Raw genomic sequence first — 19161 nt, 5'->3', positions numbered from 1 at the left:
TTACCGCACTTAAAAGATGTTAGAATTCCTGCTCATGCTATTGACAATTACCGTACTTATTTTGTATCATTAACTGCCATAACAGCCTGCCGGAAGGCATAAATTTGGTATATTTATAGTCGCTCAATCGTAACACTGATGATTAAATCTAAATCTTTGAAATGTATCCTGGCTGCAGTGTGCATTTTGGCTTTACCACTGTTTACCTTCGCACAAAAAGAAAAAGTAGCTGAGAACTATGATGAAATTGTTCATAACATCGGTAAGATGGTTGAATACATTCACTATCAGCCGAAGGCAATAGATGATACATTTTCCAAACAGGTTTTTGCGGGCTACTTCGAAGCCCTCGATCCCGGCAAACTTATTTTCATCAAAAGCGATATTGATTCTTTCAGAAGATGGGAAACCAGGCTTGATGATGAGATCAAAGGCGATAAGCTTACTTTTTTTAAAACAGTAAGTGGTATCTACCGTACACGTATACTCGAAAGCCAGGAGTTGTCTGCCCGTTTGCTTAAGCAGCCTTTTCAGTTTGATAAGGATGAGCAGTATACAGCTGATCGCGACAGTGCAGAGTTCCCTGCAACGCTAAAAGAAAAGGATGAAGTATGGCGGAAGTACATGACTTATTCTGTATTGAATACGTATGATGATCTGTTGGACGACAGCATTGCCGCTAAGCTTGGACCTAAGATAGATACATCGGTTGAGAGACGTGCCCGTGATATCGTGAACCGCGGTCAGCAAAGAAATTTCAAACGTATGCTGGAAGGTGCAACGGAATCAGAAAACTTCGGACAATATGTGAATGCGATCATCCGCCTTATGGATCCGCATTCAGGATATTTTTTGCCGGTGGATCGTCGCGAGTTCCAGGAAAGTCTGAGTGGAATATACTATGGAATCGGTGCCCTTTTGCAGGAGAGCGATGGTGTTGTAAAAGTTTCTGAACCCATGATCGGTGGCCCGGTATGGCGCTCCGGCCAGATAGAAAAAGGTGATATCATAGTTTCTGTTGCCGAGGAAAAACAACCTGCACAGACTACCGAAGGTTTATCCATGCCTGAAGTTATCAAATTGATTCGTGGTAAAAAGGGAACAGTGGTAGTGGTAGGTTTCAAAAAAGCAGATGGTACAATCAAAAGAGTTTCCCTGGCCCGGGATGCCCTTCAGTTAGAGGATACCTTTGTAAAAAGTGCCGTGATTGAAGATTCAACAAAAGATGGTACTTCAAAACTGGGATATATTTATCTCCCCAAATTTTATACAAGCTTCGGTGATGATAATGGCCGCAGCTGCGCATTCGATGTAGCCACTGAGATCATTAAATTGAAAATGGAAAACGTTAAGGGGATCATTATTGACGTACGCGACAATGGTGGCGGCAGCCTTGGCGAGGTGATCAGGATGGTGGGCCTTTTTATGAAAGAAGGACCTGTTGTGCAGGTGAAATCACGTGACAAACAAGCGGAATCAGACGGGGTGAATAATAAAAGCATTTTGTATGATGGCCCGCTCGTAGTACTGGTAAATGAATACAGTGCCTCTGCTTCAGAGATCTTTGCAGCAGCGATACAGGATTACCGGCGCGGGATTATAGTCGGTAGCGCCAATACCTATGGTAAAGGGACTGTTCAGCGTGGTTTCTCCGTTCCGGGCAAAGACATCAGGGCAAAGGATGTTGACCTTGGAACTTTGCATCTCACCATCCAGAAGTATTATCGTGTCAGTGGTGGAGCTACCCAGATCAAAGGAGTGTCTCCGGATATAGTGTTACCCGGGTTTAACAAGCTTTCACACGCGCAGGAAAAATATAACCCAAGTGCACTGCCCTGGGATACCATACACCAGGCTAATTATTACCCGACTGCAGATACCAGTTATTTCTCAATACTGAAAAACCGGAGTGAAGCAAGGATAAAGCTTGATCAGAATTATAACAAGCTGAACAAAAACATCGACTGGCTTGATAAGTCGACCGATACCTATTCACTCAACCTTCTTAAGTTCCGTGAAGACAGGGCAAAGGTGACGCAGGCTGTCCGCGAGGTAAGAAATTCAAGTACGATGAAGGATGAATTAAAAATTCATAATACCCAGGAAGATTCCCTGGCCTTAGCCAGGAAAGAAGAATTTCGTCGCGAGAACAACAAGTTTTGGTTAAACAGCCTGAAAAAGGACCTCTATCTCGGAGAAGCAGTTTTTGTATTAAAAGATTTATTGCAGACCGTTAACGGTTATGCATACGTGCAGCAAAAGAAATAAGAAAAGAAATCTGTGGATTGCGCCTCGCAATGTATAAGCGATCAGTAGCTACGAACCGCAGGATGGGGGCAGTTCAATGCATTCTTTCTGGAACTCCGGAAAGTTCGATGTATACAACGGACGATACTGCAGTTAGCCAGTTGTAAGTTAGAAAGCCTTTGCCCAATAATCATAACCGCATTTCAGTCTCGGTGTTTCAGCACAGCGGTTGTCACCAACAACTGCCCCGTATGGCGCATGGTATGTTCGGCAGCATGAAATAATAATCCGATTACCGTTGAGGGCAACTGCTGCCTGCCAACGCCGCGGAATTGGGTCAGCGTAGATTCATCCGTTTCAGCCAGGGCTTTGAGAAACCCCCCAACCTGGAACTCCAGTTTTTGCACCAGGTCAGCCGCACTGCCCATTGTGTCGCTTTCACTGCTGAGATACAGCAATTGATCGGTACTCAATTGCTGGCCATTGGCATAAGTAAGCAGGCGATCCAGCACACCCGTGATATGTTTTAAATGAAAACCCGGCGACGCGACTCCCGCCGGCTTTTCGAACAATTTTTCTTCAGGAAAACCGGTCATCATTGTCCTGATCTCTTTTGCCGCCTGGATAAGCGCATGCGCAACAGGCTGTAGCAACGAAGGTATATTTTCGACGGGGCCTGCCAGCCACCTTTCAACTGATTCTGCCATGTTGCAAAAATAAGAGAAGTAGACCGTTGAATATGCAATACCCGTTGCGTTGTCAGTCATGAACGGTTAACCGCTGGCACAATTTTTTGGCATTATTGGTATGCTCAAGCGCTGCCTTCTTCTTCAATGTTTCCTTATTGTTTTCGTAATATCTGTTTTTAGCCAGGCTACCAACAGCTACCCTTATGCGCTGGTGGCGGGTGGTTCAAAGGGCATTGGTTATGCAATCGCCGAAGCGCTCGCCAAACGAAACTTCAACCTGGTCCTGGTTGCGAGGAATGCTGATACCCTGAAAAAAGCAAAGCAGGTTTTGGAAAGCAAGTACAAGGTGGTTGTTGATATATTGTCTTATGACCTGAGTAAAGTTGAGTCAGTTGCCGCAGTTTCCCAATACTGTTTATCGCGCAGGCTTCCTTTGCGTATGTTGTGCAATGTGGCTGGTATTGGTGGTGCAAAGGATTACCTGGAACTGCCGCTTGATTCGCTCTACTACATGATCGACCTCAACATCAAATCAGAAATTGCGCTGGTGATGAATTTGCTGCCACTGCTGGAACAGAACGCCCCTTCCTATATTATGAATGTGGGCAGCATGGCAGGATTTGCCCCGATTCCGCAGAAAAATCTTTATTCGGCTACCAAGTCGGCCGTTACCTTTTTCTCCTATTCACTAAAACATCAGCTAAAAGATAAAAAGATCAGCGTGAGTTGTCTTGCACCGGGACCGGTTTTTACAAAACCTGTGGTTATACAGGAGACAAAAAAACGCCTGGGTTTTGTCGGCAAATTGATGGCGGTGCCGCCGAAGAAAGTAGGCGAGATAGCGGTCCGCGAAACGCTGAATGGAAAAATGATCATTGTACCCGGTACACTACCAAAGCTCTTTTCGGGGTTCCTTAGGTTTATGCCACGTGGGTGGACCGCTACAATATATGATGAACTGGGCTGAGACCACTAAGGTTCAGCTCCACCAGGTCTCTTGCGGATATTGCTGACCAATGATCACCTGTTCGCCGATCCTTGGCGTGGTTAGAGACTGACCGAGTTTCTCAGCCGCCAGTTTTACCCTTTGCACGGGCTCGTTCCAGGTATGTAAAGAGAGTGCAAACTTCGACCAGTGAACCGGCATCAGCCATTTCGCCCGGAGATCGCGGGCTGCCTGGGCGGTTTGCTCCGGCATCATATGGATCATCGGCCACATGTCATTGTATTGACCACATTCAAGTAAGGCGATATCAAAGGGGCCGAACCGATCCCCAATTTCCTCGAAAAAATAATCATAACCCGAATCTCCACCGGCAAATACAGAGTAGCCGTCGAGCTTCACTACAAACGATGACCACAGGCTGCCGTTACGTTTCAGACCCCGGCCGGAAAAATGTCTTGCAGGGCAGGCAGTAAGTTGAATATTATCAAACGATGCCGATTCCCACCAGTCCAGTTCAGAAATGCTTGTCCCGGGTAAAAGGTCTGCCAGCCGGTCTCCAACACCAAGCGAGGTGCAAACCGATTTTATCTTTGGGGCAAGTTCCCTTACCGTATGCACATCGAGATGATCATAATGATCGTGGGTGATGATCAACAGGTCGATAGCTGGCATATCATCAGCCGAATAACTATTGGCTCCATCAAAGGCCTTCACCATAAAAGAAAAAGGAGAGGCATAACCACTGAAGCAGGGGTCGACCAGGATGTTTTTGCCTTTGTAATGAATAAGATAGGATGAGTGGCCGAACCATACAATAACGGGTGTTGGGGAAAACAGGTTTTTAAGATTGGTCTTAACGACCGGGAGGCTATGATCGGGCCTGGAGGCATTTGGTCGATTCAATGACTTCCTGATCATCGTAACATAGGAAACATCATCCGGCTTCATTTTGGTGGGACTGAGATTCGCAAAGGAACCGTTCTTGAAATTGACCGAATTATTGATCCGCTGGGCGCGCATCACCCTTTCTTTATCCTTGTTCATTCCAGGTATGACGTTGAGGATTTAGAAATATTTCATTCTGTGGCAAATTAGATGCTGATAAGTTGTAGTTTCTTAACTTCAATCCCCGGTAAAATATCCAATCACACTTTTGCTTTTCAGACATCTCATGAGAAAATCATCCATTACCCTTATCCTGTTGTTTATTGTGGCGATTAGCGCCTCAGGCCAGGAGAAAGATTTTATGAAGGATAAACATCGGCCCCAGTTCCATTTCTCCCCTAAACGATACTGGATGAATGATCCGAATGGTATGGTCTATCTTAATGGAACCTATCACCTGTTTTTCCAGTATTATCCTGAAAAAACGGTTTGGGGTCCTATGCATTGGGGACATGCAACCAGCAGGGATATGATCGCCTGGCAGGAACAACCAATTGCCCTTTACCCGGATTCTCTTGGTTACATTTTTTCGGGCAGTGCGGTGATTGACTTTAATAATACCAGCGGTTTTGGAAAAAATGGTAAGCCACCTATGGTTGCTGTTTTTACCCATCATAATGATTCGCTTGAAAAACGAAAGCAAAACAATCACCAGTATCAAAGTATTGCTTACAGCCTCGATGAAGGAAAAACCTGGACAAAATATGCCGGCAATCCGGTCCTGAAAAGTCCGTGCATCCCCGATTTCAGAGATCCAAAGGTGATCTGGCATGAAGATAGCAAACGCTGGGTTATGACCCTGGCGGCCAAAGACCGCATCCATTTTTACGCTTCTCCGGACCTGAAAAACTGGACCTTCCTCTCAGAATTCGGCGAAAAATTCGGCGCCCATGGCGGAGTGTGGGAATGCCCCGATCTGTTTGAATTAAATTATGATGGTGGCAAAAAATGGGTACTGCTGGTAAGCATTAATCCGGGCGCCCCGAACAGCGGATCTGCGACCCAATATTTTACCGGGCAATTTGATGGAAAAACGTTCATTCCTACTGACACCCTTACCCGTTGGATGGACCTCGGGCCGGATAATTATGCAGGCGTTACCTTTTCAAATATGGCAGGTCAACGAGTACTGATGGGGTGGATGAGTAATTGGGACTACGCAGACCATGTGCCTACGCTGGAATGGCGAAGTGCCATGACTCTACCCCGTGAGTTGGGACTGACAAACATCGATGGTAAACCAATTCTTACCTCGAAGCCCGTCAATGAAACGCAAAAACTCCGGGGAAGACAGTTTAAGGTCGGAGATGTCAAAGTGAACGGAACCTATGATCTTGGGTCAAAAGCCGGGAAGAACACAAATGGATTATACGAAGTATATTTTGAAGCTGATGCGGCAAGCGATGTAAGTGTTAAGCTTGCTAACAATCTCAATCAATTCGTAACCATCGGATTTGATCGTCAGAAAAATCAATTCTACATTGATCGTAGTTCGTCAGGTAGGCAGGGCTTTAACAACTCTTTCTTTAAGCGCTCAGTTGCCACCAGAAACAGCAGAGATCAAAAAATAAAATTCCATCTTTTCATTGATCATTCATCCGTTGAATTATTCGCTGACGATGGCACCACGGTGATGACGGCACTCTTCTTTCCCGACGAGGTTTACAAAAAAATGGTTATCGCAGCCAAAGAAACAATAGGAAACGCCTTTATTTCAGAGATGAATAACGGAAAGAGGCGAAGAAAGTGATGAATTGAGAGTTATGAGTGATGAGTGAGGTATGAGGGGTTGAGTTGTGAGTGGCTTAGGGTCAGAGCGTGTATGGATTGTGTGTGGTGAGTAAATAGTCCAGGAGTTATTTATGGGTCCGACATCGCGTTAATACATTATTATTCCGGTAATAATACATATTGGGTTGATCGACCTGACTGGTATATTGGAGGCATAAATAGTTGTTATGAGTGGATCAGACGGCCCGATTGTAAAGAAGTCCTTTGCATTTGCTGTGAGAATAATCAAACTCTACAAGAGTCTGAATGAAAGGCACAGGGATTACCATTTAGGCAAGCAACTGCTGCGTTGCGGGACCTCGATCGGGGCCAATGTGAGAGAGTCTCAGAATGCCGAAAGCCGGCTCGATTTCATACACAAAATCTCGATCGCCTTAAAGGAAGCAAGTGAAGCTGTGTACTGGCTGGAATTGCTCAATGCAACAGAATACCTCAGTCACAGCGAATTCAATTCAATGATAATTGACGCAAATGAAATTCAAAAAATCCTCAAAAGTATTATTCTCACCTGTAAAAAGAAACCCAGAACTAATCCATCAACGTAAGATTCAATAACCACTAAAAGACAAATATCTAAATGAATTTTCACTCAGTACTTCAAAAATTCAAAACTCACTCATAATTCATAACTCTCAACTCATCATTTTCTTCACGGTTTGACAACTACTGATTTTGAACTGACCGAAAATCCACTAAAACAACCTGTCACGTTTGGTCCGTTAATGTTTCCGATTAATTCAACCGGCGTTGAGAAGGGCCCATCGTTGTTTCTTGCTTTATTAAAAGTATCCCAGAATGTGTATACCTCGCGGGTTACGCTGACCATGTAATAAGTAACCAGTTCGTTATAGTTGAAACCATAAGGCTGTGTGAGTGTGAGGTATTGTCCGTTGGTCAGATCGTCTGTACCATTGATCCGCCGGTTACTTGAAAGCGCGCCCCAGCCAAAGCCATCCCTGTTTTTCTCCTGGCGCCAGTAAAATAATTGCCTGTTCCCGATTGTATCCGGGTCCTTATAATTAACGGTGACCCTTGCTTTTGGAACATTACCTTCAGCTACATCGATATAAGGGTGACCCGTTGTAAGGGTATCTATCGTAATGATTGAAGGCAGGGAGGTAATAGCATTATAGTTTTTTCCTTCGCTGCTGATCTCCAGCAGATAGTATTTCCCTGGCTTTGCGATCAGCCCCGTTGGCCCGGTACGCAGGGTAGCAATTGTCTTTTGATCAACATACAATCCTTTACGATACTCCGGCGGTATCCTGGAGTTATTCGTCTCTTCCAAAACTATCCTTGATGACGAATTCCACCGGAAGGTACCGTCTCCATTGCTTTCGCCTTCGGTGATCGTTACCTGGGCGTTGCTGACCGCCGCTCCCTGGAAATCCGGCGAAAAATAATCCATGCTTTTTGTGAGGATCACATAGTTATACTCAGGCAAAAGGTTGTTGATATAGGCTTCCACTATTAATTGTGGTTCATTGGCCTTTACATCAATAGTGATATCTTTTTCACATGATGAAAGCAGCCCTGTCAACAGCATCGCTATGAGTAGTTTCAGGTTTTTTTCGTAAAGAAACAGCCGGCGTAAAATTTCATTCATTATCCAAATTTGAAGTTCCATGTTACACTGGGTAACACGGGAAATAAATAAACCTTCTTTCCCTTGATCTGTTTTTCAACGCGCTCGATGTCGAGGTATATAAAATATGGATTTGCCCTGTTATAGAGATTGTAGATACTGAAGTTCCAGCTGCTTCTTAAACCTTTGGTTTTATCCGGCCGGTGAGTGTAAACAAATGCGATGTCCATACGATGATAAGCCGGCATCCGGTAATCATTGATCTTATCGTATTGATCTATGGTTGTGAAAATATAATGACCGTCCACCCGGTTATAGCCCATGTTATAGGTGTACCTGCCAGTCGGCATCGTAATAGCATTCCCGGTACCATACACAAAAACGGCAGATCCTTCCCAGTGTTTATTGATCTTATAACTGGCTACCAGGCTCAGGTCATGTGTGCGATCGTAACGATACGGAAAAGATAATCCATCATTCATCTCAGCAAAGGTTCTCTCAGCCCGGCTCAGGGTGTAACCGATCCAGCCGGTAAGTCTGCCATATTTTTTCTGAAGCAGTAACTCTATACCATAAGCCCTTCCCTTACCGAATATCATTTCGTTTTCAAGGTTCTGGTTCAATAGTAACTGGGCGCCCGGTTTGAATTCGATCTGGTTGGTCATTTCCTTGTAATACCCTTCTACACTCAGTTCCAGCTTTCTTCCGAAAAGATCAACATAGTATCCCCCGGCCACCTGTTGTGCTTGTGCGGGCTTGATCCGGCGACTGCTGGGTATCCAAAGATCACTCGGGAAAGTTGCTGCACTGGTAGTTGCCAGGTGAAGGTATTGAACGGTGCGTGTGTATGAAAGCTTAACACCGGATGCGGGAGACAGTTTATAAAGTACATTCAATCTGGGTTCCGGATTATAATAACTTGCTATGCGGTCACCCTTTCCAAAAACTTCCGTCTGGCCGGAAGGTAAACCGTCTTCCTGGTAGATAACGTTCTGGGTTGGACCAACCTGGCTGAAATAACTATATCGAAGACCTGCAACAACATTCAGTTTATTAGTTATGTCAACGTCGGCACTCACGTAGGCGGCAGCTTCGCGCGCATATTGATTATTAATTTTTGAATCGAAGTTTTGTTCTCCGGCTGAAAGGCCACCGGCCCCGGGGTTAAAGCGATGCCAGATGTATTGAACTCCACCTTTGAGCCGGAGCCACTTATTGGCATTATAGCTCCAGTCATTTTTTACCTGGTAGTCATTTAACCCTGATGCAAATAATACACTGTTTGTGCTGAAGCCAAAACGGCTGTCAAGATTGAATTTGTTATAGACAACGGACAACTGTTGTTTTAGCTTCTTATTTATTTGTTGTTTCCAGGTGAGTCCTGCCAGCCTGTTTCCCCAATTGGCGTTGAACGACCTGGTGCCTTCCTTGTCATAATCCATATAAGTGAACCGGTCTTGCCCTGTATAGAATGTAAAGCTGAGCGAATTATTTTTATTCAGCAGGTAATCGATCTTACCATTAAAATCATAGAAATAATATCCATTATCTCCAATGCGTTCCCGCGCTACCAGTTTTCCTACCTGGTCTATATAAGTTCTTCTTCCGCTGATCATCACAGAAGACTTTCCTTTGACTATGGGCGCTTCGACAGCCAGTCTTGAAGCGATCAAACCCAGTCCACCACTGATCTTCAGTGAGTCTTTGTTAGCGTCCCTTGATTCGACTGCTATTACTGAACTTAAGCGACCACCGTATTCGGCGGGAATACCTCCTTTAATAACCTCAACGTTTTTTATAGCCTCACCATTGAAGACACTAAAAAATCCCAACAGGTGATTGGGGTTATACACCGGGATACCATCAAGGAGCACGAGATTCTGATCCGGACCTCCACCGCGCACATAGATACCTGCGCTTGCTTCACCCCCGCTTTTTATACCGGGTAACAGGGTTATAGTTTTCATCGGATCCGTTTCACCGAGGATAACGGGCAATTTCCTGATCTGCGCAATTCCCAACACCTGTGAACTCATCTGCGCACGATGAAGCCGCTGGCTTGCAGTTACAACAACATTGCCCAACATGCTCTGGCGCAGGTGTAAAATAATTGTGATAACAGTATCGTTATACAACCGGAGATTTATATTTGAATTATGGTGACCGACAGCACTTACAGCCAATTCGTATTGACCTTTAACCAATTGGATACTGGTGCGCCCGTTTGAATCTGCAATTATCTTTAACTCTCCGATACTGATGTTCGCATGACTCAATGCATTCATTGCATCATCAGTTACCTGCAATTGTAACCGGTAATCCTGAGCCGTGGCCAATATGGGAACGGCAACCAATAGCAGTAAGACAAGGCAGTTCATTAAAGAACTGACCATTCTGGTTACTCTCATGTTGGAGCGTAGTTATCCGCACGCGATTTCCCGCGTCCGGTTTTTGGTTTAATATTGGTTAGGGGGTAGACTGCTAATGTACAAATGTTTTCCTGTTTTCAAAATGCCCGGCATATTAAATTCAATTTAACATCCGGCATCTCAAAAACCCGGCGATTCTTGCAGTAATAGGTAACCTGAGCTTAAAGCTTTACCTTCTGGCCCGATTTTACCGCGGCATAAATAGCATCAATAATTCTCAGGTCTTTGAATCCTTCTTCGCCGTCTACCGGCACAATAGGTTTTTTATTTTCGAGGATAATTGCGGACATCTCGTCCATCTGAACCGTTTGATGAGTAACATGCGGGTGGGTCAGTTCCCCTTTATTGGTTCTTCCTTTTATTGGTCCGTAACCGGTTGATGGCTGCATTTCGCCGAAGCCCTTTTCGCCATTCAGAAAAAAGCGGTCAAGATTATTCATGGCATAGGTCGACAGGCACGATGCAACTGCTCCGCCCGGAAACCCAAGCTGAAATTGTATCGTTTCATCTACTCCTTCTTTGAATTTTACAGGATCAGTTTTTGTTTCCTGTGCTGTAACCCAGGTCGGTTCTCCACCGATCATATAACGGGCACCATTAACCGCGTAAATCCCAATGTCCATCATTGATCCGCCGCCTGCCAGTTTTTTATTCAGGCGCCATTGCGTTGGGTCACCTATTCTGAAGCCGCATAGTCCCTGGAAGAATAATGCCTTTCCGAATTCGCCTTCATTCCGCATCCTGATTATCTCCAGCGTTTTCGGTTCAAAATGCATGCGATACCCTACCAGTAACTTTACGTTTGCTTTCTTGCAGGCATCAATCATCTCCCGTCCTTCCTTTGCATTCAGGGCCATCGGTTTTTCACAGATCGCGTGTTTGCCAGCTCTGGCTACCCTTATCACCTGTTCCTTATGTAAGCTATTGGGAGTAATTACATATACGGCATCAATATCCGGATTGGTTTTTATGTTATCAAAGTTTTCGTAGTTGTAGCAGTTTTTTTCGGGGATATTATATTTCGCCTGCCAGTCTTTGATCTTTGAAGGTGTGCCACTGATAACACCAACGAGTTTTGCCTTTTTACAATCTTTCATTGCATCAGCCACCCGGCCGGCATAACTGCCTAGCCCACATATAGCGACACGCAAAACTGGTCCCTGGTAAGGTTTTTCTTCCGGCGCTGGTTTGGGTACCAATGCGTCTACCGGGAAAAAAGGAATAGCAAGTGCAGAAGCGGAAAGTTGTTGCAGAAAGTGGCGGCGTGACTTCATAACTATTTTTTATCTGGATGAAATTAAACGTTTGGACCCGATTCAATTGCGGTTTGAATATAGGTGTTAAAACCGTCAACACGATGAACTTACTAATAATTATGGTTCTGGCAATCTTACTGCCCGTGGTTTTGCAAATGAAAGTCTCACTTTTCCCCGCCCCGGCCGTGCCGGTCTTGTAAAGCCGTTTCTGACTCAAGCCCGAAAGGCCATCTTTTGCCGGTCAGGCCAGGAAAAAAGGCCACTTGCCTGAAGACTGAAAGAATCAGAACTTTGAGATCGCTCTGAAGTGGTCCCAGTCTAAGCTGTGCCCGCAGACAGCACCACTTCACCCGGGTCAGGTAAAAGGCATGGAATAGCCCCGTCCTGATAACTGTGGAAATCCTTTTAGGCTCCAGGCGTGACTAGTCCTCCTATTGTAGAAACAGGGTCCCCGAAACGTTAAGGCCGGCGAATATGCCCTCATTGTGTAGAATCATTACAGGGGTCGAAATGTGGTATAGATTTTTACAGGATTCACTAACGAAATTGCCATTTATGAAAGTGCTTGAAATCAAAGCAACAGAAGGTCCAAACTATTGGTCCATCAGGAGGCAACAATTAATTGTGATGCTTCTCGATCTCGAAGAGCTGGAAGAAAAACCAACAAACCAGATACCTCACTTTTACGATAGAATTAAAGAGATGCTTCCGACCTTATGGCAACACCACTGTTCGGAAGACATGGAGGGCGGATTTTTTGAAAGGGTAAAACATGGGACCTGGATGGGTCATGTCATTGAACACATTGCACTTGAACTGCAGGTCCTGGCAGGGCTCAAAGCGGACTTCGGCCGGACCAGGGGCGCCGGGGAACCCGGGAAATACTATGTGGTGTTTGACTACGAGGACCAGGAAAGCGGCCGATATAGCGCCGAAGCTGCGGTACGGATCGCGGGGGCACTTGTGAGTGGCCAGCAATATGACATAAACAGTGAAATTGGGACGATCAGGGCGATTGCTGCCAGGAACAGGCTTGGTCCCAGCACCGCATCCATAGTTGATGAAGCAAAGAGCAGGAACATTCCTGTGATACGGCTTGATGAAGATTCGCTCATCCAACTGGGTTATGGGGCGGCCCAACGCCGGATAGAAGCCACCATAGCCTCAACAACCTGCGGAATAGCTGTCGGCCTGGCAAGCTGCAAAAACGCAACGAAAAAACTCCTTAGTGCCAATTATATCCCGGTTCCGGAAGGTCAGAAATTCAGTACCGAAACAGAGCTGAAAATGATTTGCGAAAGCCTGGGGTACCCATTGGTTATAAAGCCGGTGGATGGCAACCAGGGTAAGGGTGCAACAACCAATATCAGGAATTATGACGAAGCGCTTGCTGCCTTCAGGTTGGCCAAAGATTTCTCCAACTACCTGATCGGTGAGAAGTTCATCAGCGGAGTCGATTTTCGGGTGTTGATCATAAATTTCAAATTTGAGGCGGCGGCACTCCGTACGCCGGCAAGGGTGACAGGTGACGGAGTACACACTATTGCGGAGTTGATTCAAATGGAGAACGAAGATCCGCGCCGGGGTGATGATCACGAAAATGAACTCACAAAAATAAAACTCGATGAGATCACTGTTAACTTCCTCAAACAGCAGCATCTGGCTCCAGATGCGATAGTGCCGAGGAGAAAAGAGGTGCTATTGAGACCTACTGCAAACCTGAGCACAGGCGGAACGGCAACAGATGTGACCGATCAGATTCATCCTGCCAACATTAAACTCTTTGAAAGAGTTGCCAGGATTATGAACCTGAACATTTGCGGTATTGACGTGATGGCGCCTTCCATTGCTGAGCCTATTACTGAGAATGGGGGAGCAATCATCGAAGTAAATGCAGCCCCGGGCTTCCGTATGCACCTCAATCCAACGGTAGGTAAAGCACGAAATGTGGCAAAGCCGGTAATAGACATGATGTTTCCCGGAAATGGGAACGGACGCATCCCGATAATGGCTGTCACGGGTACAAACGGCAAAACTACTACTACAAGGCTGTTGGCACATATTGCAAAACACGCCGGCTATCATGTTGGATATACTACAACAGATGGAATCTATATAGACGATGAGATGATCCTGGAAGGTGATTGCACCGGTCCGGTTTCAACAAGGACCGTATTGCATGATTCGTGGGTCGATATGGCAATCCTTGAGTGTGCAAGAGGGGGCATACTTCGCGGAGGTCTCGGCTTTGATCAATGTGATGTGGGTATCATTACAAACATTGCAGGCGATCACCTTGGCCTGGGAGGTATAGATACCATGGAACAGCTGGCAAAGGTAAAATCGACCGTGGTTGAATCGGTGAAACCGGATGGTTATGCCATCCTCAATGCAGATGACCCGATGGTTTATGCTTTGCGTGAAAAATTGAAATGTAGGATTGCTTTATTCTCGATGAACAGCGACTGCCCCAGGCTGCGGGAACACGTTGCCAAAGGCGGTCTGGCTGCCATTTATGAGAACAACTTTATCACCATACTGGAAGGAAAAATGTTATTCAGGATTGGCCGGGCCAGCCAGCTTCCGATTACGTTTGGTGGAGCCGCTTCTTTCAATATAGCAAACGTGCTTGCGGCTGTTCTTGCCGCATTTATTCAGAAAATACATCCCCGTGATATCCTTGAAGCGCTGATGGGTTTTATCCCCGGACCCGAAACCATTCCCGGCCGCATGAATGTGTTCGAGTTTCCTGATCACAAGGTGATTGTTGACTATGCGCACAATCCACATGGCGTTGAATCCATAGCGGAATTTCTCAGGTCGATGCCCGCAAGCCGAAAAATCGGGGTGATAACGGGCGTCGGCGACAGGCGTTCTGAAGATATAACCGCGCTGGCATACGAGGCTGCGAAGATCTTTGATGAGATAGTCATAAGGCATGATGAGGACATGAGGGGCAGGGATATAGCTGAACTTGACCAGTTACTGACAGATGGAATAAAACAGTTGGATCCGGAAAAGAAAATCACGATAGTGGATACTGAAATTCACGCCGTTCAGGAGGTGTTAAATAATCATACTTCGGGTTCCATTTCAGTGATCTTTGCTGATAATATAAAAGCTGTTGTGGATGAAGTGAGAAAGGCATATATAAAGAAACCGGGCCAGGTACTGGAAATGGCCTGAAGCCAAAGAACCAGTCCCCTTACTTATTGTCCTTCCAGAAGCGGATCCGGAATGTATCACGAAGAAGCTGAAAAAGACGGAGCAGCTTATCTGTAATAACTGTGCTACCCAGGCACCTGTCGATTTGCGTTATGAAATAGTACTGCGGGATGCTGTAACTGCCATCAAAGCGAATGGGCATTCGCTGTTGAAGGTGTTTCATAGTGATGCCTGGCCATAACGAGTCCCGTTGCAACGATCCAGGATACAATTCCGGAGAAAAACATGCGCAGCCCATATACAGTATTAACCGCAACACCGGACAAAATCATAACCACCATCATAGCAACAATGGCAACACCTGTCCATCCTATCCATCGCGGTAGTTTTCTGGTTTGCAAAATGGCAATGGACCAGGTTAGGATCGCGAGGCAAAACAACCCGGTGTAAATATAATCAAATGCCTTGTTCACCGAAAAACTGTAGCTCAGAATGAGTTTCGTGGTTACGATTGTATCCGCCCCTGATGTTTCATAACGCTGAAGAAATAACGGAAGCACAAGTCCATTAGTGCTTGCCGCAAGGAGTACTGCTACCAGTGCAAACGACATCATTACAAATCCCATCATTGATAAAAAGTGGTTCGTTCCTATCTTCCTGGTCAATCCCCAGAACCCGATACATCCAACCGGTAATGAAACTATAGCTATTGCATGCGTTATCATGATCGTGTTGGTGATCCTGATGAGATGTTCAACGCTGCCCCCTGCTGGGTGCATGATCATTGTTAGCAGCAGCAAAATGGTAAAGACAATTAAAGCAATTCCACAATATTTTTCGAACGCATAGCTACCGGCAGTTACGGGGCTTTCCAGAGATGACTTGTTCATATAGATTGAGTTGTTTCCTGGAATAAATCTAGGAGACCCAAATGGTTTGTACCTTGATTGAAATCAAGAACTGATTTTTTTTCGAACGCGGCTCAAAGTCTCTGGAGTCATACCCAGGTATGAGGCGATTGTTTTCAGGGGAAAATGATGTAACAGTCCCGGATTAGTGGCAAGTAGCCGATCATATTTTTGCTCCGGGGTCAGCCGGTTGTGCTGATAATCCTGGTTTTGAATAGCCTGCTCAAGAATACGGCCTATGCGGAAAAATGCATCAGAAATCCTGGCAAGTTCATGAAAGTCCCAGACACTCAAACCAAACACCTCACTGTCACTTGCAGCGCGAATGATGGACGCAGAAGGTTGCTGCGACATAAAGCTTTTATATTCCAACACCCAGTCGTTTGTTATATAGAGGTTAACCGTTGCTTCAATGCCATCATCCTGCACCAGGTAATGCCGGAAACTCCCTTTATTGATAAAATAAAATGATTGGCACACCTGACCTTCTTTAATAAGGCATTCATCCTTATCCAGGTTCACCACTTTCAGGCGGTCGGTTAACAAAGCCAGCTGCTCAGGAGAAAAGCTACCAAACCTGGCTAGCGCTGTGGTGAAATTTTCAAACATGGGTTGGTTCCTTGAATAAATGTTGAAGTAAGATAGTTAATCCGTAAATTTTGCGCAAACGGGTGCGCAACGAAATTAGTTTGCTCTTACCTAATATTGATAACGCATTTTACCCTCAACATCGCTTAAAACATTTACGGATGAACCGAAAAGATTTTGTAAAAACCACCGGACTGGCACTGGCGTCTATGGCTGTATTGCCAACAGCTGCCTACAGTTCATCGAATGCGGCCCCAAATGTAAGGGTTGCCATCATAGGTGTTGGGTTGAGAGGTCAGAACCACCTTGACCTGTTGTTACGTAGGGCCGATGTTGACCTGGTCGCCATCTGTGATATTGATGACCGTATGCTCGCTTCCTCAAAAAAGATCATCGAAACAAGCGGAAAAAAAATGCCACAGATCTTTACCGGCAATCCCTATTCCTGGAAAAAAATGCTGGAGTTAAAAGGCCTGGATGCAATCATTATTGCCACGCCCTGGGAATGGCATAAAGAAATGATCATCGGGGCCATCGGGTCAGGCATAAAATACATTGGATCCGAGGTGGTCATCGGCATTAACGTGCAGGATCACTGGGATATAGTTCATGAGGCGGAGAAAAATAATGCACATGTTATGATGTTGGAAAATGTGTGCTACCGGCGTGATGTCATGGCAATACTCAACATGGTTCGCCAGGGTGTATTTGGAGAATTAATTCATCTGCAGGGTGGATACCAGCACGATCTGCGTGAAGTGAAATTTAATGATGGGGTCAAAGCATATGGGGGAGGAGTAGAGTTCGGCGAAAAAGGATGGTCAGAAGCAAGATGGCGAACAGAACATTCCGTCCGCCGTAACGGTGACCTGTACCCGACGCACGGTATAGGGCCCATCGCACAATATCTTGACATTAACAGGGGCAACCGTTTTGTGAATCTGAATAGTTTTTCTTCCAAGTCACGGGGGCTTCATAATTATGTGGTGAGCAAAGGTGGTGAATCACACCCGAACTCGAAGGTGTCTTTCAAACTTGGTGACGTAGTAACCACGCATATCAAGTGCGCTAACGGAGAAACCATTTTGCTTCAGCATGATACAAACCTCCCCAGGCCTTATTCCATCGGCTTCAGGGTGCAGGGTACAAATGGTATCTGGATGGATCTTAACAAGGGTATTTATATTGAGGGGAAGTCTGCCAAAGCTCATCAGTGGGACGATCAGAAAGAATGGATGACCAGGTATGATCATCCGCTTTGGGTAAAATGGACTAAGGAAGCGGAAGGCGCCGGACACGGCGGAATGGACTTTTTTGTTATCCATTCGTTCATCGAATCGGTGAAAAGAAAATTGCCAACACCTATGGATGTTTATGATGCCGCGGCATGGAGCGCGATTACGCCCCTGAGTGAACAATCTATTGAACTAGGCAATGAGACAGTAGAATTTCCTGACTTCACCGGTGGCAAGTGGATGTATCGCAAACCGGTTTTTGCGTTGAATGATGAATACTGATAAATACAAGAGTGCTGTTCTCACCAGGGCCGTGTTACAGGAGTACGGCATTGAAGAAGATATGCTAAGGCTGATCCCGTATGGCAACGGCCTGATCAATTATACCTGGAAGGTCGAAGTGCCGGGACGGGAATTCATATTGCAAAAGATCAACACCGGCGTTTTCAAGGAGCCACAACAACTGGCGGCCAATATCCGGCAGATAGCAGACTATCTCAACAACAAATTTGGTGACTATACATTTATTGCACCTGTGCAAAGTGAAAATGGGAATGACCTGGTGCAGGGCGAGGACGGAGGTTTTTACCGGCTGTTCCCCTTTGTTGCGGACTCCCATACTTCAGACGTTGTTGATTCACCGTCGCAAGCCTTCGAGGCTGCGGCCCAGTTCGGAAAATTTACAAGGTTGCTTGACAGTTTCGATGCTTCGATACTTCATACTACAATACCCTTTTTTCATGACCTTGGATACCGGTATGATCGCTTTCGTGAAGCTATTCAAACGGGCAATCGCCGTCGCGTGCTTGAGGCGGAACAACTGATAAAAATATTGTTGAGCCATGCTGACATCGTGGATGAATACCGCCGGATCATCGTTGATCCCGGTTTCAGGTTAAGAGTCACTCATCACGATACAAAGATCAGCAACGTGCTTTTTGATCAGGAAGAAAAAGGTATTTGTGTTATTGACCTTGATACAGTGATGCCAGGTTATTTTATCAGTGATGTTGGTGATATGATGCGGACCTATCTTTCACCGGTAAGTGAAGAAGAAACTGACTTTGAGAAGATTGTTGTGCGCCCCGGATTTTACAGGGCTGTTGTTCAAGGGTACTATAAAGAAATGAAGGATGTGCTTTCTGAAAAGGAAAAACGGTATTTTTTTTATGCCGGGAAATTCATGATTTATATGCAGGCCATCCGGTTTCTCACAGATCATTTGAACAATGATATATATTATAAAGCCAATTATCCTCAGCATAACTTCGTAAGGGCAGGCAACCAGGCTGACCTGTTGGAAAAACTTATCAAAAAAGAGGATGAGCTGGTGGCCTTAGTCGATAACTGAGCTAATCGGGCTGAGACCATGTGCTT

14 protein-coding genes are annotated in these 19161 nt (G+C 45.5%); 7 read left to right on the top strand and 7 right to left on the bottom strand.

Going from position 1 to position 19161, the window contains the following annotated elements:
* Positions 1 to 138: 138 nt before the first annotated feature.
* On the top strand, positions 139 to 2268 hold the full coding sequence (locus ACX0G7_RS06765; RefSeq protein WP_458922674.1) for a carboxy terminal-processing peptidase: 2130 nt from the start codon (positions 139 to 141) through the stop codon (positions 2266 to 2268).
* 182 nt (positions 2269 to 2450) lie between these two features.
* Here ACX0G7_RS06765 and ACX0G7_RS06760 read toward each other — a convergent pair whose 3' ends face one another.
* Complete coding sequence (locus ACX0G7_RS06760; RefSeq protein ID WP_458922673.1) at positions 2451 to 2954, bottom strand: DinB family protein; 504 nt, start codon at positions 2952 to 2954, stop codon at positions 2451 to 2453.
* Positions 2955 to 3054: 100 nt separating this feature from the next.
* Between ACX0G7_RS06760 and ACX0G7_RS06755 the strand changes: the two genes are divergently transcribed.
* Entirely contained in the window at positions 3055 to 3903 is an 849-nt protein-coding gene (locus tag ACX0G7_RS06755; RefSeq protein ID WP_458922672.1) for an SDR family NAD(P)-dependent oxidoreductase, read from the top strand.
* A gap of 12 nt (positions 3904 to 3915) precedes the next feature.
* On the opposite strand, the gene ACX0G7_RS06750 is transcribed toward ACX0G7_RS06755, so the two are convergent.
* Positions 3916 to 4926, bottom strand: coding sequence for an MBL fold metallo-hydrolase (locus ACX0G7_RS06750; protein ID WP_458922671.1), 1011 nt, complete (start codon positions 4924 to 4926; stop codon positions 3916 to 3918).
* 127 nt (positions 4927 to 5053) lie between these two features.
* Here ACX0G7_RS06750 and ACX0G7_RS06745 point away from each other — a divergent pair, with 127 nt between their 5' ends.
* Complete coding sequence (locus tag ACX0G7_RS06745) at positions 5054 to 6577, top strand: glycoside hydrolase family 32 protein (RefSeq protein ID WP_458922670.1); 1524 nt, start codon at positions 5054 to 5056, stop codon at positions 6575 to 6577.
* Positions 6578 to 6785: 208 nt separating this feature from the next.
* Positions 6786 to 7163, top strand: coding sequence for a four helix bundle protein (locus tag ACX0G7_RS06740; protein WP_458922669.1), 378 nt, complete (start codon positions 6786 to 6788; stop codon positions 7161 to 7163).
* A gap of 104 nt (positions 7164 to 7267) precedes the next feature.
* Here the strand turns inward: ACX0G7_RS06740 and ACX0G7_RS06735 are convergent, their stop codons facing one another.
* From ACX0G7_RS06735 to ACX0G7_RS06725, 3 genes are all read right to left on the bottom strand, one after another.
* Positions 7268 to 8224 (bottom strand): DUF4249 domain-containing protein, encoded by a 957-nt coding sequence (locus ACX0G7_RS06735; protein ID WP_458922668.1) that lies wholly within the window; start codon positions 8222 to 8224, stop codon positions 7268 to 7270.
* Complete coding sequence (locus ACX0G7_RS06730) at positions 8224 to 10611, bottom strand: TonB-dependent receptor plug domain-containing protein (protein ID WP_458922667.1); 2388 nt, start codon at positions 10609 to 10611, stop codon at positions 8224 to 8226. Before ACX0G7_RS06730 ends, ACX0G7_RS06735 begins: the two co-directional genes overlap by 1 nt.
* 182 nt (positions 10612 to 10793) lie before the next feature.
* Entirely contained in the window at positions 10794 to 11906 is a 1113-nt protein-coding gene (locus ACX0G7_RS06725; protein ID WP_458922666.1) for a Gfo/Idh/MocA family protein, read from the bottom strand.
* A gap of 537 nt (positions 11907 to 12443) precedes the next feature.
* Between ACX0G7_RS06725 and cphA the strand changes: the two genes are divergently transcribed.
* A complete protein-coding gene (cphA, locus tag ACX0G7_RS06720; RefSeq protein WP_458922665.1) occupies positions 12444 to 15074 on the top strand; it encodes a cyanophycin synthetase in 2631 nt (876 codons plus the stop codon).
* Between the two features lie 164 nt (positions 15075 to 15238).
* On the opposite strand, the gene ACX0G7_RS06715 is transcribed toward cphA, so the two are convergent.
* Both ACX0G7_RS06715 and ACX0G7_RS06710 read right to left on the bottom strand, forming a co-directional pair.
* Complete coding sequence (locus ACX0G7_RS06715) at positions 15239 to 15943, bottom strand: hypothetical protein (protein ID WP_458922664.1); 705 nt, start codon at positions 15941 to 15943, stop codon at positions 15239 to 15241.
* Positions 15944 to 16006: 63 nt separating this feature from the next.
* Positions 16007 to 16570, bottom strand: a complete 564-nt coding sequence (locus tag ACX0G7_RS06710) for a Crp/Fnr family transcriptional regulator (RefSeq protein ID WP_458922663.1) — start codon at positions 16568 to 16570, stop codon at positions 16007 to 16009.
* A 140-nt stretch (positions 16571 to 16710) separates the two neighbouring features.
* Here ACX0G7_RS06710 and ACX0G7_RS06705 point away from each other — a divergent pair, with 140 nt between their 5' ends.
* Both ACX0G7_RS06705 and ACX0G7_RS06700 read left to right on the top strand, forming a co-directional pair.
* Positions 16711 to 18066, top strand: a complete 1356-nt coding sequence (locus ACX0G7_RS06705) for a Gfo/Idh/MocA family protein (RefSeq protein ID WP_458922662.1) — start codon at positions 16711 to 16713, stop codon at positions 18064 to 18066.
* Positions 18053 to 19135, top strand: a complete 1083-nt coding sequence (locus ACX0G7_RS06700; protein ID WP_458922661.1) for a phosphotransferase enzyme family protein — start codon at positions 18053 to 18055, stop codon at positions 19133 to 19135. Before ACX0G7_RS06705 ends, ACX0G7_RS06700 begins: the two co-directional genes overlap by 14 nt.
* Positions 19136 to 19161: the final 26 nt, after the last annotated feature.

The organism is Flavitalea antarctica (genome assembly GCF_054461535.1).
This window is presented reverse-complemented; position numbering and strand designations above follow the sequence as displayed.